This window comes from Bradyrhizobium sp. USDA 4504, assembly GCF_054063995.1.
In genome coordinates, this window is the sequence record NZ_JBSSGV010000001.1 from 8,289,117 (window position 1) to 8,311,490 (window position 22,374).

General features: G+C 65.0%; 25 protein-coding genes, 1 tRNA gene and 2 pseudogenes. 16 read left to right on the plus strand and 12 right to left on the minus strand.

Translation table 11 applies throughout. From position 1 onward, the window contains the following. Positions 1-43: 43 nt before the first annotated feature. On the minus strand, positions 44-529 hold the full coding sequence (locus ACVMB1_RS38895; RefSeq protein WP_076824976.1) for a MerR family transcriptional regulator: 486 nt from the start codon (positions 527-529) through the stop codon (positions 44-46). A gap of 82 nt (positions 530-611) precedes the next feature. On the opposite strand from ACVMB1_RS38895, the gene ACVMB1_RS38900 reads away from it, so the two are divergent. The 4 genes and pseudogenes from ACVMB1_RS38900 to ACVMB1_RS38915 all read left to right on the plus strand — a co-directional run. Continuing rightward, positions 612-1,850: an NADH:flavin oxidoreductase/NADH oxidase family protein gene (locus tag ACVMB1_RS38900; protein ID WP_076824977.1), complete on the plus strand. Its 1,239-nt coding sequence runs from the start codon at positions 612-614 to the stop codon at positions 1,848-1,850. A 153-nt stretch (positions 1,851-2,003) separates the two neighbouring features. Then, positions 2,004-2,912 carry an acetoacetate decarboxylase family protein gene (locus ACVMB1_RS38905; protein ID WP_076824978.1) on the plus strand — a complete coding sequence of 303 codons (909 nt, stop codon included), beginning with the start codon at positions 2,004-2,006 and terminating at the stop codon, positions 2,910-2,912. 45 nt (positions 2,913-2,957) lie between these two features. Continuing rightward, positions 2,958-3,794, plus strand: a complete 837-nt coding sequence (locus ACVMB1_RS38910; RefSeq protein WP_076824979.1) for an alpha/beta fold hydrolase — start codon at positions 2,958-2,960, stop codon at positions 3,792-3,794. A gap of 64 nt (positions 3,795-3,858) precedes the next feature. Beyond that, positions 3,859-4,428, plus strand: a pseudogene (locus ACVMB1_RS38915) (type 1 glutamine amidotransferase domain-containing protein); the annotation flags it as partial. A 308-nt stretch (positions 4,429-4,736) separates the two neighbouring features. Here ACVMB1_RS38915 and ACVMB1_RS38920 read toward each other — a convergent pair. Next, positions 4,737-4,821 (minus strand) — tRNA-Leu (locus ACVMB1_RS38920). Between the two features lie 68 nt (positions 4,822-4,889). On the opposite strand from ACVMB1_RS38920, the gene ACVMB1_RS38925 reads away from it, so the two are divergent. Then, on the plus strand, positions 4,890-5,234 hold the full coding sequence (locus ACVMB1_RS38925; RefSeq protein WP_158074160.1) for a hypothetical protein: 345 nt from the start codon (positions 4,890-4,892) through the stop codon (positions 5,232-5,234). 113 nt (positions 5,235-5,347) lie between these two features. Beyond that, positions 5,348-5,920, plus strand: a complete 573-nt coding sequence (locus ACVMB1_RS38930) for a disulfide bond formation protein B (protein ID WP_076824981.1) — start codon at positions 5,348-5,350, stop codon at positions 5,918-5,920. Positions 5,921-6,121: 201 nt separating this feature from the next. Here ACVMB1_RS38930 and ACVMB1_RS38935 read toward each other — a convergent pair whose 3' ends face one another. From ACVMB1_RS38935 to ACVMB1_RS38945, 3 genes are all read right to left on the minus strand, one after another. Then, complete coding sequence (locus tag ACVMB1_RS38935) at positions 6,122-6,958, minus strand: IS5 family transposase (protein ID WP_076824982.1); 837 nt, start codon at positions 6,956-6,958, stop codon at positions 6,122-6,124. A gap of 103 nt (positions 6,959-7,061) precedes the next feature. Beyond that, positions 7,062-8,147 carry an AbrB family transcriptional regulator gene (locus ACVMB1_RS38940; RefSeq protein ID WP_141343460.1) on the minus strand — a complete coding sequence of 362 codons (1,086 nt, stop codon included), beginning with the start codon at positions 8,145-8,147 and terminating at the stop codon, positions 7,062-7,064. 328 nt (positions 8,148-8,475) lie between these two features. Then, a complete protein-coding gene (locus ACVMB1_RS38945) occupies positions 8,476-8,757 on the minus strand; it encodes a PsiF family protein (protein ID WP_076824983.1) in 282 nt (93 codons plus the stop codon). Between the two features lie 208 nt (positions 8,758-8,965). Here ACVMB1_RS38945 and ACVMB1_RS38950 point away from each other — a divergent pair, with 208 nt between their 5' ends. Then, the gene (locus tag ACVMB1_RS38950; RefSeq protein WP_076824984.1) at positions 8,966-9,451 is read left to right on the plus strand and encodes a hypothetical protein; all 486 of its coding nucleotides are present in this window, start codon (positions 8,966-8,968) and stop codon (positions 9,449-9,451) included. A gap of 81 nt (positions 9,452-9,532) precedes the next feature. Here the strand turns inward: ACVMB1_RS38950 and ACVMB1_RS38955 are convergent, their stop codons facing one another. After that, positions 9,533-10,090 carry a TetR/AcrR family transcriptional regulator gene (locus ACVMB1_RS38955; RefSeq protein ID WP_028342569.1) on the minus strand — a complete coding sequence of 186 codons (558 nt, stop codon included), beginning with the start codon at positions 10,088-10,090 and terminating at the stop codon, positions 9,533-9,535. A gap of 207 nt (positions 10,091-10,297) precedes the next feature. Between ACVMB1_RS38955 and ACVMB1_RS38960 the strand changes: the two genes are divergently transcribed. The 6 genes from ACVMB1_RS38960 (at position 10,298) to ACVMB1_RS38985 (ending at position 14,361) form a co-directional block, all read left to right on the plus strand. After that, positions 10,298-10,732: an acyl-CoA thioesterase gene (locus tag ACVMB1_RS38960; protein WP_057016296.1), complete on the plus strand. Its 435-nt coding sequence runs from the start codon at positions 10,298-10,300 to the stop codon at positions 10,730-10,732. A gap of 5 nt (positions 10,733-10,737) precedes the next feature. After that, positions 10,738-11,184: a PaaI family thioesterase gene (locus ACVMB1_RS38965; protein WP_076824994.1), complete on the plus strand. Its 447-nt coding sequence runs from the start codon at positions 10,738-10,740 to the stop codon at positions 11,182-11,184. 403 nt (positions 11,185-11,587) lie between these two features. Then, on the plus strand, positions 11,588-11,974 hold the full coding sequence (locus ACVMB1_RS38970) for a CidA/LrgA family protein (RefSeq protein WP_057016185.1): 387 nt from the start codon (positions 11,588-11,590) through the stop codon (positions 11,972-11,974). Then, positions 11,971-12,693, plus strand: a complete 723-nt coding sequence (locus ACVMB1_RS38975; RefSeq protein WP_057016186.1) for an LrgB family protein — start codon at positions 11,971-11,973, stop codon at positions 12,691-12,693. The genes ACVMB1_RS38970 and ACVMB1_RS38975 overlap by 4 nt, the downstream gene beginning before the upstream one ends. Positions 12,694-12,909: 216 nt before the next feature. Next, entirely contained in the window at positions 12,910-13,647 is a 738-nt protein-coding gene (locus tag ACVMB1_RS38980; protein WP_051003131.1) for a sulfite exporter TauE/SafE family protein, read from the plus strand. A 36-nt stretch (positions 13,648-13,683) separates the two neighbouring features. Beyond that, positions 13,684-14,361, plus strand: a complete 678-nt coding sequence (locus ACVMB1_RS38985; protein WP_194295311.1) for a DsbA family protein — start codon at positions 13,684-13,686, stop codon at positions 14,359-14,361. 73 nt (positions 14,362-14,434) lie between these two features. On the opposite strand, the gene ACVMB1_RS38990 is transcribed toward ACVMB1_RS38985, so the two are convergent. Together ACVMB1_RS38990 and ACVMB1_RS38995 are read right to left on the minus strand one after the other, a co-directional pair. After that, positions 14,435-14,641: a hypothetical protein gene (locus ACVMB1_RS38990; protein ID WP_016841536.1), complete on the minus strand. Its 207-nt coding sequence runs from the start codon at positions 14,639-14,641 to the stop codon at positions 14,435-14,437. Between the two features lie 63 nt (positions 14,642-14,704). Continuing rightward, entirely contained in the window at positions 14,705-15,589 is an 885-nt protein-coding gene (locus ACVMB1_RS38995; protein ID WP_456849722.1) for a LysR family transcriptional regulator, read from the minus strand. Positions 15,590-15,709: 120 nt separating this feature from the next. On the opposite strand from ACVMB1_RS38995, the gene ACVMB1_RS39000 reads away from it, so the two are divergent. Beyond that, positions 15,710-16,450, plus strand: coding sequence for an SDR family oxidoreductase (locus tag ACVMB1_RS39000; RefSeq protein WP_076824999.1), 741 nt, complete (start codon positions 15,710-15,712; stop codon positions 16,448-16,450). A 56-nt stretch (positions 16,451-16,506) separates the two neighbouring features. Beyond that, a pseudogene (locus tag ACVMB1_RS39005) lies at positions 16,507-17,408 on the plus strand (SDR family oxidoreductase). Positions 17,409-17,522: 114 nt separating this feature from the next. Here the strand turns inward: ACVMB1_RS39005 and ACVMB1_RS39010 are convergent. The 3 genes from ACVMB1_RS39010 to ACVMB1_RS39020 form a co-directional block, all read right to left on the minus strand. Beyond that, the gene (locus tag ACVMB1_RS39010) at positions 17,523-18,605 is read right to left on the minus strand and encodes a carboxylesterase family protein (protein WP_076825001.1); all 1,083 of its coding nucleotides are present in this window, start codon (positions 18,603-18,605) and stop codon (positions 17,523-17,525) included. Positions 18,606-18,628: 23 nt separating this feature from the next. Then, positions 18,629-19,600 carry a S1C family serine protease gene (locus tag ACVMB1_RS39015; protein ID WP_057016190.1) on the minus strand — a complete coding sequence of 324 codons (972 nt, stop codon included), beginning with the start codon at positions 19,598-19,600 and terminating at the stop codon, positions 18,629-18,631. Between the two features lie 144 nt (positions 19,601-19,744). Then, positions 19,745-21,259: an AMP-binding protein gene (locus ACVMB1_RS39020; RefSeq protein ID WP_076825041.1), complete on the minus strand. Its 1,515-nt coding sequence runs from the start codon at positions 21,257-21,259 to the stop codon at positions 19,745-19,747. A 321-nt stretch (positions 21,260-21,580) separates the two neighbouring features. Here ACVMB1_RS39020 and ACVMB1_RS39025 point away from each other — a divergent pair, with 321 nt between their 5' ends. Then, positions 21,581-21,901, plus strand: a complete 321-nt coding sequence (locus ACVMB1_RS39025; RefSeq protein ID WP_076825009.1) for a PilZ domain-containing protein — start codon at positions 21,581-21,583, stop codon at positions 21,899-21,901. A 113-nt stretch (positions 21,902-22,014) separates the two neighbouring features. On the opposite strand, the gene ACVMB1_RS39030 is transcribed toward ACVMB1_RS39025, so the two are convergent. Continuing rightward, a complete protein-coding gene (locus ACVMB1_RS39030; RefSeq protein ID WP_141341976.1) occupies positions 22,015-22,290 on the minus strand; it encodes a hypothetical protein in 276 nt (91 codons plus the stop codon). Between the last annotated feature and the right edge of the window lie 84 nt (positions 22,291-22,374).

A 22,374-nucleotide genomic window follows, 5' to 3' on the forward strand; every position in this document is an offset into this window, starting at 1 on the left:
GCGCACATCGCCGCCCGCGCGGTCGATGATGATTCCAGTGCATTTAGCCGGCTCTGGGACGTCGACGACGCCTTGTTTTGCCGAAAAGCTTCACGTCACCGACCGTCACTGTTGGTCTCTCCATCTCCTTGCCTAGCAATTGCGACAGCACCCGCCGTGCGTTGGCAGCGCAGTCGATGTCGTCAGGCCTCGCTTCGATGTCCTTGATAAGCGCAACCAGTTGCTCCTTGCTCTGCGCGAGCCGCGCCTCCAATCTCCCGATATCCGCCACCTTGCGACGGAGTGTGTCGATTAGCACAGGATGATCCCACTGCTCGAGATCGGACGGCAGCAGCGAACGAATTTCGTCGAGGCTGAATCCAGCGTTCTGCGCAGTTGTGATCAATTCGAGCATCAGCACCGCCTCCGGAGGATAGGTCCGATAGCCGTTCGGCAGCCGTTCGACCGTCTTCAAAAGCCCGGCGCGCTCATAGAAGCGGATCCGCGAGTTGGTCAGCCCGGTTCGCTTCGCCAGTTCCCCGATATTCATCGCGAACAATCCTCGAAAAAGGGTTGACCTTCAACTTAACTCAAAGGTTATGGTCTGTCTAACTTTCTGCTGGAGATCCATAATGTCGCTGTTTTCCCCACTGGCGCTGCCTAGTGGCGCCGTGATCCCGAACCGCGTCGCCAAGGCGGCGATGGAAGAGAACATGGCCGATGCCGATCATGCGCCATCGGCCGAACTGATCCGCCTGTACCAGGCCTGGGCCGCGGGCGGGTCGGGCCTGATCATCACCGGCAATGTGATGGTCGATGCGCGCGCGATGACCGGTCCGGCCGGGGTCGTGCTGGAGGACGATCGCTTCCTCGATCGCTTCAAGACGTGGGCGAACACCGCACGCTCGGGCGGCGGCCAGGTCTGGATGCAGATCAATCATCCCGGCCGCCAGATGCCGGCGGGACTCGGACAGGAGACGTTGGCGCCATCCGCGATTCCGCTCGACCTTGGCGCGCAGTCCAAGGTCTTCCCGATGCCGCGTGCGATGACAGCGACCGACATTGCCGAGGTGGAACGCCGCTTCGTGGCCACCGCAGCCCTCGCGGAACGCGCGGGCTTCACCGGTGTCGAGATCCACGCGGCGCATGGCTATTTGCTGAGCCAGTTCCTGTCGCCGCTCGCGAACCACCGCACGGATCAATGGGGCGGCAATCTGGAGAATCGCGCACGCTTGCTGCTCGATATCGTGCGCGGCGTGCGGGCGACGGTGTCGTCTGGCTTTGCGGTGTCGGTCAAGTTGAATTCGGCCGACTTCCAACGCGGTGGCTTCTCGCCGGAGGATGCTCAGGCCGTGGTTGCGATGCTTGCGCCGCTCGGCGTCGATCTCGTGGAGCTATCGGGCGGCAGCTACGAGGCGCCTGCCATGATAGGCTCGGCGCGCGACGAACGCACACTGGCGCGCGAAGCCTATTTTCTCGAATTCGCGCGCGAGATCGCCGCGGTCGCAACGATGCCGTTGATGGTCACGGGCGGCATCCGGCGCCGTGAAGTGGCGGAAAACGTGATCAAGAGTGGGGTGGCCATGGCAGGAATCGCGACCGCACTCGCGATCGAGCCGAACCTGCCGCACAACTGGCGGCTCGGCAAATCGGACGCTCCAAAGCTCAAGCCGATCACCTGGAAGAACAAGCCGGTCGCGTCTTCGGCGTATATGGCCGCCGTCCGCTACCAGTTAGTCCGCCTTAGCCGAAACCGGCGCAGCGCGCCTAACGTATCGCCGGTCTGGGCGTTGCTTACCTCGCAGATGCAGGCAAAGCGCAGCGCGCGCCAATATCGCCGCTGGGTGACGGAACGAAAGGCGGCGGCTTGATGGCAGATCGCCGGGATCGCAACCAGCGGAGGGAACCGCAATTAATGCTTGAGCTTAAACTGGACTTCAACGTTACCATCCCGTCCGCTGGCGGGACGAGCGGCATACCATGGGCCGTCCGCCGGCCTCGCTTATCGACGAAAGTCATCGTTCATGGCTAAAGACCTAACGGAAGTCGAGTTCGCCGGTCACAAGGTCATGGTGCCGAAAGGCGGCTACTATGACCGCTTTCGCTCCAATCCCGAGCTCGACGAGGTGGCAAAAGATCCAACCGCCGGCAATATCGATTTCTTCCGGCGCATCCCGAAAGTGATGGTTCCGTCGCGGATCGGCCCGACGTGGGCGCCCAACTTCTACTACCGCACCAGCAACGTGCAGGCTTTGATGCTCGCGCCGCTCAAGAAGCTGCGTTCGATGTTGCCGTCGCCGCTTGAGCCGCTGCATGCGCTGCCCGGATACGGACTCGTAGCGCTCACTTTCTTCTCCTACGCGGTCTGTGACAACGATCCTTATAACGAGGTATCGGTCGCCATCGTCATCCGCCGGCCAGGCGCGCGTGGACCACACGTGCTGGAACTGCTCGACTCGATACGGCGGCAGAGCTTCTTCGCGCATGTGCTGGCGTTGCCGGTAGATACCGAGATCGCCCGCGTGCGCGGAGTCTATGGCTATCAACTACCGAAATGGCTGACCGATATAAGGCTTGATGTCTCGTCGAACGGCATCACGGCCAGCATCGCAGCGACCGACGGAAAATCGGACGTGACGTTGACCGCACCACTGCCGACGCTTCGCCGGATAACATCGCAGTCGCGCCTCTCAACTAACACGTCGATCGGGCTGGTGGATGGCGAGTGGCGGCAGACACAGTTTGTTACCAACCCTATCGAACTCGCACAGACGCTGTTTCCGCGCGATGTTAAACTGTCGCGCGCCGGCGGTCCGATCAGCCAGTTGCTGAACGGGTTAGGCGTGGGCACCATCTTGCGGTTCGATGTCGTCAAAGACGCGCAGATGGTCTTGTACCTGCCGCGTTCATTGAACGCTCTGCCCGCGATTTGAAAGCGACATCACCGGATTGGGCCTGTCAACAAAGGAGAAGTCGTCATGGCATTTGTTAAAACAAAGGACGGGACCGACATCTTTTACAAGGATTGGGGGCCAAAGGACGCGCAGCCTATCCATTTCCACCACGGCTGGCCGCTCAGCGCCGACGACTGGGACAACCAGATGCTGTTCTTTCTCAAGCAGGGTTTTCGCGTCGTCGCGCACGACCGGCGCGGCCATGGACGGTCAAGCCAGGTCAGCGAAGGCCACGACATGGACCACTATGCCGCCGATGCGTCGGCGGTCGCCGAGCATCTTGATCTTCGAAACGCCATCCATATCGGCCACTCGACAGGTGGCGGGCAGGTTGCGCGCTATGTTGCGCAGCATGGCCAACCACAAGGGCGCGTCGCCAAGGCGGTGCTGGTCAGCTCAGTGCCACCCCTGATGGTCAAAACCGACGCGAATCCCGAGGGGACGCCAATCGCCGTGTTCGATGGTTTCCGCGCGGCGCTTGCCGCCAACCGCGCTCAGTTCTTCCTCGATGTGCCCGCCGGTCCCTTCTACGGATATAACCGGCCGGGCGCCAAGCCCTCGCAGGGGGGCATCGAGAACTGGTGGCGGCAAGGCATGATGGGAAGCGCGAAGGCTCACTACGAAGGCATCAAGGCGTTCTCGGAAACCGACCAGACCGCGGATTTGAAGGCGATCACCGTCCCGACTCTCGTGATGCAGGGCGACGACGACCAGGTGGTCCCCTACAAGGCGGCAGCGCTCATGCAGGACAAGCTGCTGCAAAACAGCAAATTGATCATTTATCCCGGTTTCTCGCACGGGATGCTCACGGTCAACGCAGATGTGATCAACGCCGATCTTCTCGCGTTCATCCGTGGATGAATGACGCGCGCCGGACTATCTCCGGCGCGCTCCTTTCTTCGGGCTTTTCGAAGGTATTGCAACAATGAGTAGGCGTGTTCTCCATGTCGTCAGCAACGTCGCCTACTATGACGATCGGTCGCACCCGACCGGGTTGTGGCTGTCCGAACTGACGCACGCCTTCGATGTCTTCGCGGAAAAAGGTTACGAACAGAGGATCGTGAGCCCGAAGGGCGGATCGTCTCCGCTCGAACCTCGCGCGCTCAAATGGCCGCTCCTGGACGCCTCGGCAAAGGCGTGGCTGGCGAACAAGAGCCGCATGGCGCTTCTGTCGGCGACGGCGCGGCCTGATGAGATCGACCCAGCGGATTACGATGTGATCTATTTCACCGGCGGTCACGCAGTCATGTGGGATTTTCCGGACAGCGAAGGGCTGCAAGAGATCACTCGCGTCATCTGGGAGCGTGGCGGCATCGTCTCCGCCGTCTGCCACGGCTATTGCGGCCTGCTCAACACAAAACTCTCGGATGGCAAGCTGCTGGTCGCCGGCAAGCGCATCACCGGTTTTTCGTGGCGCGAAGAAGTGCTGGCCGGAGTTGCGAAATACATGCCCTATAATGCTGAGGCCGAGATGAAGCGGCGCGGAGCGCGCTACCACGCGTCCCCGCCGAATTTCGGGCGGGCAGCTCGGCAGTCAACGTCAGTCCTGATCTGCTTTGGATTTGCGTGCGCGCCGTCGCTCTTGCGGGCCATCTGCTCAATTTCCTAGTTTGGAATAACGGAAGTCGCCGTGAACGTCTGTTCTCCCGATACCAACAGAAATACCAACAAATCGAACGGCTGGGATCGGATGAGAACAAACGGTGACGATCACCGAGTTATGCAGAAGTGCCTATTTTTCAAGGGTTTGAAGCGCCGCGCGGACGGCTGCGAACGCTTGCGAATGGATGCGAACAGCCCAGTTGGTGCCCCTGGCCGGAATCGAACCAGCACTCCTTGCGGAACTCGATTTTGAGTCGAGCGCGTCTACCAGTTCCGCCACAGGGGCATTCGCAACGGTCCCGGCCGGGAAGGCCGGGGTCGCGAAGCGCGGCGGACTATAGCGGGCGGCCCGTCATGGTCAACCCGCACGGGCGGGATGTCCCGCGCCCCGGCAGCGGAATTTCCGGTGGGCGTGACCCCGAGGACGACGCAAGGCCGTTGCCGTCCGTATGGCAGTCACGGAAGAGTTTGCCCGGCGGCGGCAGCCGCTGCCACCGTCCCCAAGCCTGGCCGCGGCTGCGGCAACCTACTTCGAGACGGAGGCGCGAGCGTAACGGTATTGTCCGGTTCGTCGATCTCGATGACGTACATGAACGCAGGCTGCTCAATCCGAGCCTTTTCTTTTCCGATGAGCTGCAGGCGGCGATGACCCAGTGGGGCCTGCGCGTTCCCATGCATCACCGACTGAACGCGATCTGACCGCGGCGGACGGTGGCCGTCACGGTCAACCCGCGCGGATGTGATTGTCCCGCGCCTCGACAGCGGTATTTTCACGCGATACGACCGCAATCGACGACCTTGGAGCAGGGCCCATGACCCTCCCGAACGATGCTCGCAGGAGGACCGACGTGACGATTGCCACCGCCCATCCGTCGCATGCTTCCGCCGCCGGCAATCCGGCGCTGACCTCGGCGCTGGCGATTGCCGTGATCGCGGCGGCGACCCTGGCCGGCGCCTGGTTCTTCCAGCTCGTGCTGGAGATCATGCCCTGTCCGCTCTGCCTCGAGCAGCGCTATGCCTATTACCTCGCGGTGCCGCTCGGCGCCGTGGTGGCGCTCGCGGCCGCCCGCGACGCGCCGCGTCCGGTGCTGCTCGCGGGCCTTGTGATCCTCGGCCTCGCCGCGCTCGCCAATGCCGGGCTCGGCACCTATCACGCCGGTGTCGAATGGGGGTTCTGGCCGGGGCCGACCGATTGCACCGGCCCGATGGTGGATTTCGGCAAGGCCGGCTCGCTGCTGGACCAGCTCGACAAGGTCAAGGTGGTGCGCTGCGACGAGGTGCAGTGGCGCTTCCTCGGCATTTCGCTCGCCGGCTACAACGCGCTGATCTCGCTCGTGATGGCCGCGATCGCCGGTTGGGGCGTGATGAAGGCCGCGAGGGCCTGAGGTCGGGCCGTACGGTTTTCCCGTTATCCGTCATGCCCGCGCAAAGGCTTCGCCTTTGCCGCTGGAGGAGGCCGCGAAGCGGCCCTCTCGAAGCATGGACGGGCACCAGCCGGGCCGTTCATCCTTCGAGACGCGCGGAGCCTGTCATCGGGCCGCGCTTCGCGCGGACCCGGTGGCGCTCCTCAGAGTCTGACTCATAAATCACCCAACCTTAGCTGCAGCCGCGAGTCTGCGGGTCAGGAGCCTGATGTGTGCAATCAGCAGCCAGGCAGCTTCGGTTGCCACCGTCGCCTCGAAGTCCTTGGCGAGGCGGCGGCATCTGCCGAACCAAGCGAATGTGCGTTCAACCACCCACCGCCTCGGCAGAAGCTGGAAGCCTTTGACGCCTTGAGGCCGCTCGACGATCTCGACAGTCCATGGACCGCAGTCTGAGAGCGCGTCGAGGAGTTGATTTCCGCGGTAGATCCGGTCGGCAAAGACGTGGCGCAGCCGGGGGAAGTTCATCCGCACGTTCTTCAGCAGCGGTACGGCGCCATGGCAGTCCTGAACGTTGGCGGGATGAACATGAACCCCGAGGAGGAGGCCATTGGTATCCGTCACAATGTGCCGCTTGCGGCCGTAGATGCGCTTGCCTGCATCGTAGCCGCGCGGTCCGCCAGCTTGCGTGGTTGGCGCACTTTGACTGTCGATCACGGCTGCCGTCGGCTTCGGTGTCCGTCCAAGCTTTTTTCGCGCCCGTCGGACAAGCACGCTGACAATCCTCTGCCACCGGCCTGTATCCCGCCATCTATAAAAATAGCCCTGCACCGTCGAATAGGGCGGGAACTCCTGCGGCAACGCCCGCCACTGGCAGCCGGTCGAAACGATATAGAGGATCGCTTCGATCACACGACGCAGCTCCGTCTTACGCGGCCGGCCGCGCCGGTTCGCTCGCGGCAACAGGCGTCTGATCACCGCCCACTCCGCATCGGTCATATCGCTTGCATAACGCAGATCGTCCCGCCGATATTGCTCCCGAGTGATCTTGGTCCAGGGCATCGTGCTCTCCCTCGAATCTTTGCAAATCCGATGGAATCACACCCCACTGAGATCACTCACCCATTTTTCAGTCAGGCTCTCAGGATGACGGGACAAAGGGGGCCTAATCGTCGACGTCGTCCTGCGGCCGGCCGAACAGATGGATGATGCCCGGCGTCGAGATGGTGACGAACAGGAAGCGCGACAGATGATGCGCGCCGACGAAGATCGGGTCGATGTGCAGCGTCAACGCCAGCGCCAGCATCGCGTCCATCGCGCCCGGCGCGAAGGCGACCACGACGTCCGCGAGCCGCACATGGGTGGTGAAGCCGATCACCGCGACGAACACGGCCGAGATCAGGATGGCAATCGCAAACGAGCCGAGCCCGGCATTGACGTGACTGAGCAGCGTCGAGGTCTTCATCCGCGCGAAGCGGGTGCCGATGATGGCGCCGATGCCGACCAGCGCGACGTTGCGGAGCCAGGGCGGCAGGCCGCCATCGACCAGCCCGGAGCCGTGCAGCAGGCTGGAGGCGAGCATCGCGCCGAACATCCAGCTGGCGGGGAATTTGATCCAGCGCAGCAGCAGCGAGACGCCGATCGATAAGGCGACCAGCGCGACGAGGCCGAACGGCGAGGCGACTGAGGTTGGCAATGGCGGCGGCGCTGCATGCGTCACCCCGGTCAGCGCCAGCACCAGCGGCAGCGCCGCGGTCAAGATGATCACGCGCATGGTCTGCACCACCGCGATCGCCGCGACGTCGGCGCCCTTTTCCGCGGCGAGGATCGTGATCTGCGACAGCGCGCCCGGGCTGCCGGCAAGGAAAGCCGAGGTCTGGTCCCAGCCATGGATGCGTTGCAGATAGAGGCTCGAGCCGAAGGTCGAGCAGAACGTCGCCAGGGCCAGCAGGCCGATGGTGAGCGGATAGGAGCTCATGTGCTGCAGCAATTGCTGCGACATCAGCGAGCCGAGGGAGATGCCGAGCAACAGCAGCACCGATTGCGTCAGCACCGCCGGCACCGCGAGCGGCCGTCCGGCCAATGCGGCGATCCCGACCGCGACCATCGCCCCCGAGATCAGGCCGCCCGGCAATTCTGCCCACAGAAACAGCAAGCCGCCGACGGTGCCGATGACGAGGGTCTCGAGCCCGTTCAGGACTTTGCTGCGGTCGGGAATGGCCGTTGCCATCGAAGCGCGGATCAGGGTCACGCCGCCTTATGGCAAATTCGCGTGAACGCGACAAATGCATCTCGCGATTGCAGCATTGCGCCGCGGCTCGCCCGGCGCACGGATTTTTCACCCTTCGAAACGCGCCGGGGATTGCGATCAGTGTCGCCACAAACTCGTCATGACCGGGCAGAAGCGCGAAGCGCGTGTTCGCGCAGGTGTCCCGGCCATCCACGTCTTTTCCACGTGCCAGCCAACACCCATGATGCCCGGCATAAGGCCGGGCATCACGGGTTCGTCGAGCGATCGAGCGCATTTGCGATTGCCCTCCCCGATGGGGAGAGCGAATCGCATCAAGCCTGTCCGGACGTTACTTCGTCGCCGCGGGCGCAGCGGCGGCGCCGTCCGACTTCTCCTTCTTGCACTCGGAGCGGAATTTCTTGCGCTCCTTGCCGTGCAGCCCCTTGGCGTCGGCTTCCTTCGAGCATTCCAGCGACTGGGCGGTGCGCGGCTTCTTCTCGGCCGGCGCCTTGGTCTCGGCCTTCGGAGCGGCGTCCTTGGCGGCGGGCGCGGCCGTTTGCGCGAAAGCTCCGCCCATCAGCAGCAGGGAGGCCAGGGCGGTTGCGGACGCGAGCGTGGAAATCGTCTTCATGGGGCACCTCGTGAGGTAAAGAGGGCCGAAACGTCGCGCGACGATGCTGAACCGTGGATGAACATGCAGCGGTCCCGCCGCCACAATATTTTAACGCACAGGCGCGCTGGCGCGTTGTCGCAAGTCGGGGTTGAGCTAGGATAATGGTCTTACGCCAATGCTCCCCACGGGAAACCAACGGGAAACCAGGGATGACGGGAGACCAGGGATGACCATTCAGACCAGATTGTTGTGCGTGCTTGCGGTGTCGGGCTTTGCAGCCTTTGCGGCGAGCGCGCCGGCGCAGGCCCTGACCGCGCAGGAATGCAGCGCCAAGTACCAGGCGGCCAAGTCGGCCGGCACCCTCGGCGGCCAGAAGTGGAATGATTTCCGCAAGGCGCAGTGCGGAGCCGACGCGACCCCGGCTGCGGCGCCCGCCGCTCCGCCGCCGGCAGCCGCCGCGCCCGCTCCGGCCGCGCCGAAGGAAGCCAAGCAGGCGCCCGCCGCGGCACCGGCGGCGCCGGCAGGACCCGCCGTATTTCCGAACGCCATCGATCCCAAATACGCCAAGGAGTCCGAAGGCAAGGGACGCATGCACACCTGCGTCGACCAGTACAACGCCAACAAGGCCACCGGCGGCAATGGCGGCCTGAAGTGGATCCAGAAGGGCGGCGGCTATTACAGCGAATGCAACAAGCGCCTGAAGGGCGCCTGAGCGAGCCGACCGAGTTTGGCGAGCGGCCGGCGTAAGCCGGCCGCTTTCCGTTTACACCGGCTCTATTGGCTGCAACTCTCTCTACGGGTTTTCCGTCAGCAGCTTGTCCGCCGACTGCGCCAGCAATTGCGCGCGCTTGCGCGGGCCGCGCTCGAGAAACAGCAGGCTCTGGCCGAAGATGAAGCAGTAGAACAGGAAGGCCTGCGCATCGGCCTCTTCAGTCGGCAGCCCGGTGGCGCGATAGAGCTGGGCGACATTCTTCAGCCGCGCGGCATCGACGCTCGCGGCGGCGGCGGCAGCGGCCTCATCGGTGCGCGCCCATTGCCGGATCGCGAGCTCGACCGCCATCGCCTCGGTGTTCATGCGCTCCGAATACAGCGTGATGATCGCCTTCAGCCGCTCGCGCGCGCTGGCGCCGTCGAGCGCGGTGTGCTTCTCGATCGATGCGATGCGGCCGTCGCGCCAGCGCGTCAGCATGGCCTCGAGCAGCGCGGCGCGATCCCTGAAGCGGCGGTAGAAGCCGCCCTTGGTGACGCCGAGATTCTTCGCCAGTACCTCGACCCGCACGCCGTCGACGCCGCTATGCGCGAGTTCGGCGAAGCCGGCCGCGACCCAGACGTCGCCTTTGCTTTCAGTCATGCGATCTCCGCGCATCCATAGTGCGCGATGGGATCGTCATCGCGCATTAATCGCTTGTTTGTGCATGATCTCCGCGCAAACGCGTTGCGTTTGTCGCGAGGGAAAACCGCTTCGCACTTTTCCGGATCATGCTTTGATACGGTACCGTATTGCTAGCCTGCTTCGTCCCTGATACGCTACCGTATCAAAAATCGAAGGAGGGATCCGATGGAGGGCGAGGCGACCTATCGCGGCACGGTCTATCCCTGGCACTGCGACCATATCGGCCACATGAACGTCATGTGGTATGTCGGCAAATTCGACGAGGCGAGCTGGAACATGTTCGCGCGGCTCGGCCTGACGCCGAGCTATCTGCGCGAGTCCGGCCGCGGCATGGCCGCCGTGCAGCAGAACATCTCCTACAAGCGCGAGCTGCTCGCCGGCGACCTCGTCGAGGTCAAGAGCCGGCTGGTCGAGTTCCGCGACAAGTCGATCCGTATCCTGCACGAGATGCGCAATGCGGAGACCGGCGAGATCGCAGCGACCTGCGAGATCGCGGCCGTGCATATCGACCGTGCCGCGCGCAGATCGACGCCGTTTGCGCCGGCGATCCGCTACGCGGCGATGCCGCATCTTGTGCCGTCCGAGCCCGCAATCGCGTAACCGCCATGCCCCGCTTCGAGCCGAAGAATCCCGATTACCGTGCGGTCGCGACCGATACATTCGCACGCCAGCGCGCGATGCAGACGCTTGGTATCTCAATCGCGCGGATGGAGCCCGGCGAGGTCGATCTCGCGATGCCCTACGCGCCGGAATTCTGCCAGCAGAACGGCTTCGTGCATGCCGGAATCATCACCGCGGGCCTCGACAATGCCTGCGGCATCGCCGCCTTCACGCTGATGCCCGAAGGCTCCGACATCCTCACCGTGGAGTTCAAGACCAACCTGCTGGCGCCGGCGCGCGGCGAGCGGTTCGTGTTCCGCGGCGTCGTGGTCAAGCCCGGCCGCACGCTGACCGTCTGCGACGGCCGCGCCTATGCGATCCAGGACGGCGCCGAGACGTTGGTCGCGACCATGAGCGGCACGCTGATGGCGCTGGCACGGCGGGAGTCGTAGAAGGCTAACTCTCTCCCCGTCACCCTGAGGTGCGAGCCTTGCGGCGCAAGGCACACACCTCGGGAGGACGGAGCTGGTCGAAGCGCGTGTTGCTTTCGCAGGGACGACGATTGTGGATGCAGGCCGCGCCACACACCCCGTGTCGTCCTGGCGAAAGCCAGGACCCAATACCCCGAATCTCAATTGTTGCGCTGGCTGGGGCCACGATCCCGGTCATCACCGAGCGCGGTGGTTATGGGTCCCTGCTTTCGCAGGGACGACAAGCGGGGATGACGGTCTGAGAAAGTGTGACGGATTTGAAGGCGGCGGCGCCCAAGATCTGCGCATGCATCCAAGACCCACGCATTGACAAGGTCCCGCCACACCGACCTGATAGGCGGATGTCTCGCGTGAGCTTCCTGCCATGATCGCCAGCCTCAGCCTGATCCTGCTCTGCCAGCTGGTCGGCGAGGTCGCCGTGCGCGCGCTGGCGGTACCGGTGCCGGGCCCGGTGGTTGGCCTCGTGCTGCTGCTGTTGCTGCTGTTGGCGCGCGACCGCTTTCCGGCGCTGGCGCGCGGGCCGCTCGGCGATGACGGCGTCGAGAGCGCGAGCCGCGGCATGCTTGCCAATCTCTCGCTGCTGTTCATTCCGGCCGGCGTCGGCGTGGTGCAGAAGCTCGATCTGCTCGCCGAGCACGGTATCGCGGTCCTAGTGATCCTCGCGGTGTCCGTCATCGTCACCCTGCTGGCGACGGTTGCGACCTTCGTTGCGGCGAGCAGCCTGCTTTCGAGCGAGGAGGAGAGGCCGTGAACGACAATTCGTTCTCGCTCTGGGTCTATCTCTCGCAGTCGCCGCTGCTCTGGCTGACGGTGACGCTGTTGACCTATGCGGCGGCCGACGCGGTGTCGCTGAAGACGAGGCGGCACCCGCTCGCCAATCCCGTGCTGCATTCGGTGTGGATCATCGGCGTATTCCTGCTGCTGACCGGGACCTCCTACACCACCTATTTTGCCGGTGCGCAGTTCGTGCACTTCCTGCTCGGGCCGGCGACGGTGGCGCTCGCGGTGCCGCTCTACGAGAATCGCCGGCGGGTCGCGGCGGCGATCCTGCCGATGCTGGTTGCGCTCGCGATCGGCTCGCTGACGGCGATCGTCTCGGTGGTGCTGCTGGCGCAGGCGTTCGGGCTGCCGCGCGACGTCATCCTGTCGCTGGCGCCGAAATCGGTCACCGCCGGCGTCGCGATGGGCATCAGCGAATCCCTGCATGCCGATCCCTCGCTGACCGCGGTGTCGGTGATCCTCACCGGCATCATGGGGGCGATCATCGTCACGCCCCTGATGAACTTCACCGGCATCACGGACTTCCGTGCCCGTGGCTTTGCGGCGGGCATCGCCGCCCATGGCATCGGCACCGCGCGCGCCTTCCAAGTCGACGAGGTCGCCGGCGTCTTCGCCGGGATCGCGATGAGCCTGAATGCGCTGGTCACCTCGCTGCTGGTGCCGCTGGCTGTGACATATCTGCTGCGCTGAGCGTGATCCGGAAAAGTGGGAACCGGTTTTCCCTCGCGACAAACGCAACGCGTTTGCGTGGAGATCATGCTGATATAGAGAGTTCGGCTGCAGGGCAGTTTTGTGCTATTGGTATGGCGTTGAGCAGCAAATCCTTCTAGGGTCGCCGGCTCAAACGCGAGTCTGTTCCCCTTGGTCTTCTCCGCAACTCAAAGCGTGCTTGGGCTGGCATCGGGCATGCTGGTCGGTTTTTCGCTGGGCCTGGTCGGCGGCGGCGGCTCGATCCTTGCCGTGCCGTTGATGGTCTACGTGGTCGGCGTGCCGGAGCCGCATGTCGCGATCGGCACCTCGGCGATCGCGGTCGCCGCCAACGCCGCGGTCAATCTCTCCAACCACGCCCGCGGCGGCACCGTGATCTGGTCCTGCGCGCTGGTGTTCGCGCTGTCGGGCATGCTGGGCGCATTCGGCGGCTCCATCCTCGGCAAGATGCTGGAGGGGCAGAAGCTGCTCGCGCTGTTCTCGCTGGTGATGCTGGTCATCGCGGGCCTGATGCTGAAGAACCGCGCGCGGGTCGGGCTGACCGACGTCAAGATCTCGATGTCCAACATGCCCGCGATCATCGGCCTCGGACTTGCCACCGGAACCATGTCCGGCTTCTTCGGCATCGGCGGCGGCTTCCTGATCGTGCCGGCGCTGATGCTGGCGACCGGGATGCCGATCATGAACGCGGTCAGTTCCTCGCTGGTGGCCGTCACCGCGTTCGGCATGACCACGGCCCTGAGCTATGCGTGGTCCGGGCTGGTGTCGTGGGGCCTGGCGGGGCTATTCGTCGCCGGCGGCATCGCGGGCGGCCTGCTCGGCACAAGCAGCGCCCGCCACCTGTCGGAACGGCGCGGCGCGCTTAATATCGTGTTTGCGACTGTGATTATCGTGGTGGCGATCTATATGCTGCTGCGTAACATCAATGTGTCCTGAACGAAGAAGGGCGCAGAGCTCTTGCGAAAGCCAGCCATGAACCAAATGACGAAATCGCCCCTGATCAACGCCGGTGCCACCCGCCGCGGCGCGCTCGGCCTGTTCGGTGCCGGCATCGCGCTCATGGCCGCGGGCGCCGCACGCGCCGAGGACGACAATGTCCTGACCGAGGAGCAGGTGCTGCGCGATCCGGATATTCCTGACATCGGCAACCCCAAGGGCGACATCACCATCGTCGAATGGTTCGACTACAACTGCCCCTATTGCCGCAAGCTCGCGCCGGAGCTGCGCCAGGTGGTGCAGGACGACGGCAAGGTCCGCCTCGTGCTGAAGGATTGGCCGATCCTCGGACCGGTCTCCAAGGTCGCGGCGCGGATGGCGCTGGCGGCGAAGTACCAGAACAAGTTCGACGTCGCGCATGAGGCGATGATCTCGGTCAATTCGCGCATCACCGAGCCGCGCATCGCCGAATTGCTCTCGGGCGCCGGCCTCGACATGGACCGCCTGAAGAAGGATCACGACGCCAACGCCAAGGCGATCGATGCGATCCTTTCCCGCAACAACGAGCAGGCGCTGGCGTTCGGCTTCAACGGCACGCCGTCATTCATCGTCGGCAAGTACCGCGTACCAGGCGTGCTCAGCATGGATCAGTTCGAGCAGGTGATCGCCGACGCCCGCAAGGCCAATATGGGTCGCAAGACCGAGCAGAATTGATCGCGCTTCCTGCAACGAAAATGGCCTCTCCGGCGAGAGGCCATTTGCTTTTGTGTCGGCTTGAAAACAATCGTTACTTCGCCGCGATCTTGTCCCACTGCTCGCGGGTGCGCGTCTTCAGCAGGTTCCAGTCATGCGCTGCGACGTCCCAATTGACGATGGTGCGCGTGTCCTGCGCCACCTCGCCATTGGCGACGCTCGATGTCCGCATGGAATCGTAGACGTAGACGCCGCATATCAGCAGCAGCGCGCCCAAAATCATGCCGAAAAAGGTCCGCATCGCTCAATCCCTCCGGTGTCGGAAGCATAACGTCGCCGGGCTCGCTGTGGTTCCGGCGATCGATCAACTGCGCGCGAACGCCCGCATCACGTAATCGATGAACACGCGCACGCGCGGCGAGTGGCGGTTGCGCGGATAGAGCAGGTTTACCGGCACCGATGGCGGCGGGCATTGCTGCAGCACCGGGATCAGCGTGCCGTTTGTCAGATCGGCTTCGGCGTGGAAGCGCGGCACCTGCACGAGGCCGAGGCCGAGTTTGGCGCTCGCCAGGTAACTCTCGGGGCCGGTCACCGACATCGGCGCCGGCAGCGGAAACTGCTTCAGCGCGCCGTCGATCACGAACTCGATCGGCCGCAGGCGTCCGGTCGTCAGCGAGCGGATGCCGATCATGCGATGGCCATCGAGTGCGAACGGGTCGACCGGTGTGCCGAAACGCGCAAGGTAATCCGGCGTCGCGCAAGTCAGCCGCTCCAGCATCGTGACCTGCCGCGCGATCATGTCGCTGTCGGGCAGCTTGCCGAAGCGCAGCACGCAGTCGACGCCTTCGCGGATCAGATCGACCCAGCGGTCGCTCTCGCTCATGTTGATCTCGATATCAGGATATTCGGCGAGGAAGCCCGGCAGGTTCGGCAGCAGGAAGTGCCGCGCCAGTGTGCCCTGCACCTCGAGCCGCAGCAGCCCCTTCGGCCGCGCGCCGCCGAACGCGCCCTCGGCGTCTTCGAGGTCCGCGATCAGCGACAGGCAGCGGCGGTAGTGCGCCTCGCCATCGAGCGTCGGGCGGACCGTGCGCGTGGTGCGCTCGAGCAGCCGCACGCCGAGCCGCGCCTCCAGCCCCTTCACCGCGTCCGTCACCGTCGAGCGCGGCAGCCCCAGATCCTCGGCGGCGAGCGAAAAGCTGCGCCGCTCGACCACCCGGGTGAACACGCGCATCGCGTCGAAACGGTCCATCTATTATCCGGTATTAACGAATAGTGATGTCGGATCATGTACGATTATCCGGCAGGTGCCAAGACATAGTGTCCTCCCAACGAACGCGGCGCGGCCGCACAACCTGATGGGAGACTGAAAATGACCAACCAAACCAACAAGGTAGCTCTGGTGACGGGTGCCTCGCGCGGGATCGGCGCGGCGGTGGCCGAACGCCTCGCCAAGGACGGCTTCACCGTCGTCGTCAACTACTCCGGCGACGCCAAGTCCGCCCAGGCGGTGGCCGACAGGATCGAGGCCGCCGGCGGCCGGGCACTGACCGCGAAGGCCGATGTCAGCGATGCCCACGCGGTGCGCGGCATGTTCGACGCGGCGGAAGCCGCCTTCGGCGGCGTCGACGTGCTGGTCAACAATGCCGGCATCATGAAGCTCGGCAAGATCGCCGACAGCGACGATGCCGCGTTCGACCAGCAGGTCGCGGTCAATTTGAAGGGCAGCTTCAACACCATGCGCGAGGCGGCGCGCCGCCTGCGCAACGGCGGACGCATCGTCAACTTCTCAACCAGCGTCGTCGGCACCAAGCTCGAGACCTACGGCATCTATGTCGCGACCAAGGCCGCGATCGAGTCGTTGACGGCGATCCTGTCCAAGGAGTTGCGCGGCCGCGGCATCACGGTGAATGCGGTCGCGCCCGGGCCGACCGCGACCGACCTGTTCCTGCACGGCAAGTCGGACGAATTGATCGACCGCTTCGCCAAGATGGTGCCGCTGGAGCGGCTCGGCACGCCCGATGACATCGCCAATGTCGTGTCGTTCCTCGCCGGCCCCGACGGCTCCTGGATCAACGGCCAGGCGCTCCGCGCCAATGGCGGCCTGGTCTGACGCCCGCACATCTCCAACCCAACTCGCATTCAACCGACTTCACAAGGATACGTGTCATGAAACAGGTCATCGTCATCACCGGCGCTTCGAGCGGCTTCGGCCGCCTCACCGCCAACGCGCTCGCCAGGGCCGGCCACACCGTCTATGCCTCGATGCGCCACACCACCGGCCGCAACGCCTCCGCGGTCGCCGATATCGAGGAGTTCGCGCGCGACAACAAGGTCGACCTGCGCGCGCTCGAGCTCGATGTCGGCTCGCAGGCGTCGGTCGATGCGGCGATTGCGCAGATCGTCGCCGAGGAAGGCCGCCTCGACGTCGTGATGCACAATGCCGGCCACATGGTGTTCGGCCCGGCGGAGGCGTTCACGCCCGAGCAGCTTGCCGAGCTCTACGACGTCAACGTGCTGTCGACACAGCGCGTCAATCGCGCGGCGCTGCCGCAACTGCGCAAACAGGGCAGGGGACTCGTGGTCTGGGTGTCGAGCAGCTCTTCGGCCGGCGGCACACGCCGCCCTATCTCGCGCCGTATTTCGCGGCCAAGGCCGGCATGGATGCGATGGCCGTGATCTATGCCCGGGAGCTTACGCGCTGGGGCATCGAGACCTCGATCATCGTGCCCGGCGCCTTCACCGGCGGCACCAACCACTTTGCGCATTCCGGCCGTCCCGCCGACGAGGCCCGCGTCGCCGAATATGAGGCTGGTCCCTATGCCGGCTTCGGCGAGGAGATCATGAAGGCGTTCGCGGCGATCGTGCCCGAGGATGCCGACGCCTCGTCGGTCGCCGACGCGATCGTCAAGGTCGTCGATACGACGTTCGGCAAGCGGCCGTTCCGCGTCCACATCGATCCGACGCAGGACGGCGCCGAAGTCGCATTCGGCGTGATCGACCGCGTCCGCAACGAGATGCTGCACCGGGTCGGCTTCTCCGACCTGCTCAAGCCGCGAGTGAACGGGTAATCTTCTCCCCGCAACGTCATTGCGAGGAGCGACAGCGACGAAGCAATCCATCTGCCCGCGTGCTCGGTGACAATAGATTGCTTCGCTTGGCTCGCAATGACGGGATACGATCCCTCAGGTGCTGTCGGCTCGCTCACCATTCATCCACTGCATGATCTCCGCATTGATCTCGCGCGGATAGGTGTGGCTGAGATCGTCGATCTCGCGATAGGTCACCCTCGCGCCGGCGGCCGACAGCAGGCCTTGGGTCTGCCGCGCGGTCTGCACCGGGAACATCCAGTCGAGCCGGCCGTGGGTGATGAAGATCGGCAAGCCGCGCAGCCGTTCCGCGTCGGCGATCTCCGCCATCAGCGGATGGAAGGTCGCGGCAACGGGCGCCAGATGCGTGAAGCGCGAGGCGCCGTCGAGCCCGCTCACATAGCTGAAGGTGCCGCCGTCGCTCATGCCGGTGAGCAGCGTGCGCGTCTCGTCGACCGTCCAGTGCGCGCGCACCTGGTCGATGATGCGGTTCAGGTTCGGCGTGTCGGTGTCCTCGCCCATCAGCGCCCAGGTCTGGCCGGTCGCGGTCGGCGCCACCAGGATGGCGCCGCGGCTGCGCGCATCGCGCAGCCAGCTCCACAGGAAGCCGCGGCCATTGCCGCTGCCGCCATGCAGCGCCATCACCAGCGGCCAGGCGCGGTCGGGCGTGTAATACTCCGGCACGTACATCGAGAAGCCGCCGCGGCTGCCCGGCTCGTTGCGCTCGTGGAAGATTCCGGTGTCGGCGTTGGGCTTGGCCGCGAGCTTCGCCTGCAGCTCGGTATCCTCGCGCAGATCGGGCGCGATGAAGAAGCCGCTGACCGGCGGCAACTCGGTCAAGGGATAGAGCGCCTCCTGCGCCCGCGGCAGATAGCGCAGCGCGCGGAATACGTTGACCAGATCGCCTTCGCCGTTCTGCACAGCGCGCAGCCCTGCGTAGCCGGCGAGCGCCGGTTCGATCGCGGCTTCCAGCGCGGTCTTGATGTGCGCGAATCTCTCCGGCCAGTCGGCGAGCCGCGGCCGCACCGCCTGCAAGGCCTCCTCCGGCTCGCCCGCAATCTGCATCACGCGATCGAAGTCCGGCGGATTGAGGTTGCGCGCGACGAAGGACAGCGATTCCAGCGTCTGCAACAGCGGCGGCAGCACGGCCACGATGTCGTCAACCACCGCCTCGCTCATCGCCGCTGCTTCTTCCCTTTGCCTCAATGAAGCCGCGGCGCCTTCAACAGCTTTATGCGGTCGATCGAGGTCAGCGTGACGTCGAAGGTGACGCCCTCGTGATAGATGGTCAGCGGCACGTCGACGCCGGCCGCGCCGAGCGACCAGAGCTTGCGGTAGAAGCCGGCCTGGCTCGTCACCTTGTCGCCGTCGACCGCGAGGATCACGTCGCCGGTCTTCAGTTCGGCGCGCGCCGCCGGTCCCTTGCTGGCGACGCCGACCACCACGAGGCGGTTGTCGATCTCGGTCGTGAACATGCCGAGCCACGGCCGCGCCGGCTTGTCGACCCGGCCGAACTTGCGCAAATCGTCCAGCACCGGATTGAGCAGATCGATCGGCACGATCATGTTGACATGCTCGGCGTGGCCCGAGCGCTCGCGTTCGAGCTGCAGCGAGCCGATGCCGATCAGCTCGCCGGCATTGTTGATCAGCCCGGTGCCGCCCCAGTTCGGATGCGACGGAGAAGTGAAGATCGCCTCGTCCAGCAGATACTCCCAGTAGCCGGCGAATTCCTGCTTCGCCGCGATCTGGCTTGCGACCGAGCGCGTGCGGCCGCCGGCGCCGCCGAGCACCACATTGTCGCCGACCTGCGTCGCCGCGGACGAGCCGATCCGCAGCGGCTCGAGATCGACCCGGCCGAGCGCCTGCACCAGGCCGAAGCCGGATTCGAAATCGAAGCCGAGCGCGTGGCCCTCGACCGCGCGGCCGTCGCCGAGATGCAGCCACACCGTGGCGGCTTCAGTGATCAGATAGCCGATCGTCAGCACCAGCCCGTCGTCGATCAGGACGCCATTGCCGGCGCGCTCGGTGCCGAGCGTCTCGGCGCTGAAAGCATCCGGCGGAATGATCGAGTGCAGCCCGACCACACTCATCAGCGCGCGATCGAGATCGTAGCGGTAATCTTCGGGGCGAGGCTGAAAGGCCGCGGGCACTTTCCATTCGGTCGTGGAGGGCATCAAGGGATCTCCTGGCGTGCAGGGCGCTGGAACCTCAAGGTAGACCGAGGTTCTGCCGGCAGGGAAGATGGAATGATATACCTTGCAGGGCAGCCTGCACAGCTCATGTGGCGTGCAGACCTGCCCCTCGCAAGATAATTGAACCTATTCGGTTTTTGCCGCACGCGCCGGCATGATGCGGAAGGCGCGGTTGTCCTTGATCCACGCGGCGCGCTCGTCGCGCAGCATGGTGCGGCGAACCTTTCCGGAATCGTCGCGCGGCGCGGTGCCGACGCGCTCGAAACTTTCCGGATGCTTGTAGCGGCTGAGCCGGTCCTTCAGGAAATCGCCCATGCCGTCGGCGATCGCTTGCGCATCGGCGCTGTCGGCGAGCTCGAGGATTGCATGCACGCGCTGGCCGAATTCCGGATCGGGCAGTCCGACCACGACGCAGGAGCGCACCTCGGGATGCTCGCTGACCGCGGCCTCGACCTCGGCCGGATAGATGTTGGCGCCGCCGCGCAGAACCATGTCGGCGAGCCGGTCGCCGAGATAGAGATAGCCTTCTTCATCGAGTCGGCCGATGTCGCCGAGCGACTCCCAGCCATCCGGCCGCCGCTTCGGCGTTGCGCCGAGATAGTGATAGGTCGAGCCGGCGCCGTCATTGGGCAGGAAATAGATTTCGCCGGTCTCGCCGGGCGCGACGTCGTTGCCGTCCTCGCCGATGATGCGCAGTTTCGCGGTCTCGCCGATCTTGCCGACCGAGCCCTTGTGCGCCATCCATTCGGTGCCTGAGATCACGCAGGCGCCCTGCCGCTCGGTGCCGCCATAGAGCTCCCAGATCCGCTCGGGGCCGAGCCATTCGATCCATTTCTCCTTCAGCCAGGGCGGCATCGGCGCTGCCATGTGAAACACGATGTTCAGGCTGGAGACGTCGTAGCGGTTGCGCACCTCCTCGGGCAGCGCCCAGATCCGGTGCATCATGGTCGGCACGAAGTTCACCCATTGCACGCGCTCGCGCTCGATCAGCCGCAGCGTCTCCTCGGCGTCGAACTTCACCATGCCGGTGACCCTTCCGCCCCCGAACAGCGCAAAGTGCGAGAGGATGAATGGCGCATTGTGATACAGTGGCCCCGGATTGAGCAGCGAGGTGTCGCGCGCAATGCCGAGCGTCGCCTCGGCCGTGGTCTCGATCACCGCGGGGTTGTGATCGAGGATCACCTTCGGCCGCCCGGTCGAGCCGCCGCTCGTCATCGCCTTCCAGTAGCGCGCGACCGGCGCATCGAGCGGCTCCTCGGAGAATCCGTCCGGCACGAAATTCACCGGCAGCGAATTCGGCGCATTCCAGTCGGCCTCGCCGCCGACCACCAGCGACGGTTTCAGAATCTCGAGCACGGCAGCGGCCTCGCCGCGCGGCAGCCGCCATGACAGCGAGGTCGGCGTCGCGCCGCACTTCCACACCGCGAAGGTCGTCTCGAAGAACGCGTTGCTGTTGGGCAGCCCGATCGCGACGAAGTCGCCGGGCTTGACGCCCTTGGCGGCGAAGGCGCGCGCCCGTGCATTGGCGCGGCGCTCGAGCTCGAGCCAGGTCAGCGCATCCGCGCCATGACTGATGGCGATCGCATCCGTGGGCTTGCGTTCGGCATACCAGCGCGGCACGTCGGCGAGGGGGATCAGCATGGTCGTTTCCGTCGGAAAAGGCGGCTTGAAGCGCTCTTGTTGCAGGGATGTGGCCAAGGCCACGGCCGCCACTTCACCAAGAGTGCAGTCTCCGTGTCAAGCCGATGGCTGCCGACGCGGCCGGTATCCCGCTGATGGAATTGCAGAATCCCTGTTCGCTAAAAGCCCCGTCAAGATTCCGGTAAAGTTCAAGCGATCGCGCTAAGCCAGGCTTTACGGGGGGCCGGCATTGTGGCCGTTGCGGTTCTGTGCCGGGCGCGTCGAGCGACGTGCACGGCGTGCAATGTCTTTCAATGACCAATGGCTTCAAGGACGGCGACGATGGCGAGCAATGGAGCACGGACCAAGGTCAGTCGCGAGCCGCGGCGCCAGCTCAACAATCGTGCGGCCTGGATCACGGTCGACAACGGCGCGACCGAGAGCGAATGCGCCGTGGTCGACATTTCGCCGGGCGGCGCCAAGATCACCACCGAGGTCGAGTTCGAGGTGAATGACCGCCTCGCGCTGACGCTACTCGCTGATCATGCCAAGCGCTATCCGTGCGAGGTGGTCTGGCGTCGCGGCAAGACCTACGGGCTCAAATTCGTGACGGCCGAAGCCGAGCCGGTTGAACCGGCCGCGGAGCCGGCCGGCGCGACCTAGCGCGGCGTTCATCAATCAATGATCGAATGGACGTTCGGCGCAGGCCATCGCCGATCACATCGGCCGCGCGTTCAATTGTTCACGCAGGACTTCCCGCGCAAGCGTCGCTCGCGTCATCGCCGCTGCGGATTGTCGGCATTGCCGGTGGTGGTGCCCGTCGGGCCTCCCGGAAGCGCCGGTGCGGCGCTGCCGCCGCCGGTGCCCGAAGACGGTGCGACGCGCTGGCCGGACTGGGTCGGGAGCGCAGTGCCGCCGACGCCGTTCGACGGTGCGGCGCGGTCGCCAGGCCTCGGCGGCAGCGGGGTGCCGCCGGTGTTCTGCGCGAGAAGCGGGGCCGGTGCGAGGATGAGGCCGGCGGCGACGACGATGGCAAATTTGGTCTTGAACATGTGCTGGTCCGAGATGGCGCGGTGAGGCTTGAGCGACAGGCACAGCCGCGACGGAGACGAGACATCCGCCAAGCCCGCGAGATT

Coding starts and splice junctions, on each gene's coding strand:
- ACVMB1_RS38965 (WP_076824994.1), top strand. CDS start 10,738: ATGCCCCGCTTCGAGCCGAAGAATCCCGATTACCGTGCGGTCGCGACC.
- ACVMB1_RS38900 (WP_076824977.1), top strand. CDS start 612: ATGTCGCTGTTTTCCCCACTGGCGCTGCCTAGTGGCGCCGTGATCCCG.
- ACVMB1_RS39000 (WP_076824999.1), top strand. CDS start 15,710: ATGACCAACCAAACCAACAAGGTAGCTCTGGTGACGGGTGCCTCGCGC.
- ACVMB1_RS38950 (WP_076824984.1), top strand. CDS start 8,966: ATGACCATTCAGACCAGATTGTTGTGCGTGCTTGCGGTGTCGGGCTTT.
- ACVMB1_RS39020 (WP_076825041.1), bottom strand. CDS start 21,259: ATGCTGATCCCCCTCGCCGACGTGCCGCGCTGGTATGCCGAACGCAAG.
- ACVMB1_RS39015 (WP_057016190.1), bottom strand. CDS start 19,600: ATGCCCTCCACGACCGAATGGAAAGTGCCCGCGGCCTTTCAGCCTCGC.
- ACVMB1_RS38905 (WP_076824978.1), top strand. CDS start 2,004: ATGGCTAAAGACCTAACGGAAGTCGAGTTCGCCGGTCACAAGGTCATG.
- ACVMB1_RS38910 (WP_076824979.1), top strand. CDS start 2,958: ATGGCATTTGTTAAAACAAAGGACGGGACCGACATCTTTTACAAGGAT.
- ACVMB1_RS38945 (WP_076824983.1), bottom strand. CDS start 8,757: ATGAAGACGATTTCCACGCTCGCGTCCGCAACCGCCCTGGCCTCCCTG.
- ACVMB1_RS38970 (WP_057016185.1), top strand. CDS start 11,588: ATGATCGCCAGCCTCAGCCTGATCCTGCTCTGCCAGCTGGTCGGCGAG.
- ACVMB1_RS38995 (WP_456849722.1), bottom strand. CDS start 15,589: ATGGACCGTTTCGACGCGATGCGCGTGTTCACCCGGGTGGTCGAGCGG.
- ACVMB1_RS38980 (WP_051003131.1), top strand. CDS start 12,910: ATGCTGGTCGGTTTTTCGCTGGGCCTGGTCGGCGGCGGCGGCTCGATC.
- ACVMB1_RS39025 (WP_076825009.1), top strand. CDS start 21,581: ATGGCGAGCAATGGAGCACGGACCAAGGTCAGTCGCGAGCCGCGGCGC.
- ACVMB1_RS39030 (WP_141341976.1), bottom strand. CDS start 22,290: ATGTTCAAGACCAAATTTGCCATCGTCGTCGCCGCCGGCCTCATCCTC.
- ACVMB1_RS38990 (WP_016841536.1), bottom strand. CDS start 14,641: ATGCGGACCTTTTTCGGCATGATTTTGGGCGCGCTGCTGCTGATATGC.
- ACVMB1_RS38895 (WP_076824976.1), bottom strand. CDS start 529: ATGAATATCGGGGAACTGGCGAAGCGAACCGGGCTGACCAACTCGCGG.
- ACVMB1_RS38925 (WP_158074160.1), top strand. CDS start 4,890: ATGGTCAACCCGCACGGGCGGGATGTCCCGCGCCCCGGCAGCGGAATT.
- ACVMB1_RS39010 (WP_076825001.1), bottom strand. CDS start 18,605: ATGAGCGAGGCGGTGGTTGACGACATCGTGGCCGTGCTGCCGCCGCTG.
- ACVMB1_RS38960 (WP_057016296.1), top strand. CDS start 10,298: ATGGAGGGCGAGGCGACCTATCGCGGCACGGTCTATCCCTGGCACTGC.
- ACVMB1_RS38930 (WP_076824981.1), top strand. CDS start 5,348: ATGACCCTCCCGAACGATGCTCGCAGGAGGACCGACGTGACGATTGCC.
- ACVMB1_RS38985 (WP_194295311.1), top strand. CDS start 13,684: ATGAACCAAATGACGAAATCGCCCCTGATCAACGCCGGTGCCACCCGC.
- ACVMB1_RS38955 (WP_028342569.1), bottom strand. CDS start 10,090: ATGACTGAAAGCAAAGGCGACGTCTGGGTCGCGGCCGGCTTCGCCGAA.
- ACVMB1_RS38935 (WP_076824982.1), bottom strand. CDS start 6,958: ATGCCCTGGACCAAGATCACTCGGGAGCAATATCGGCGGGACGATCTG.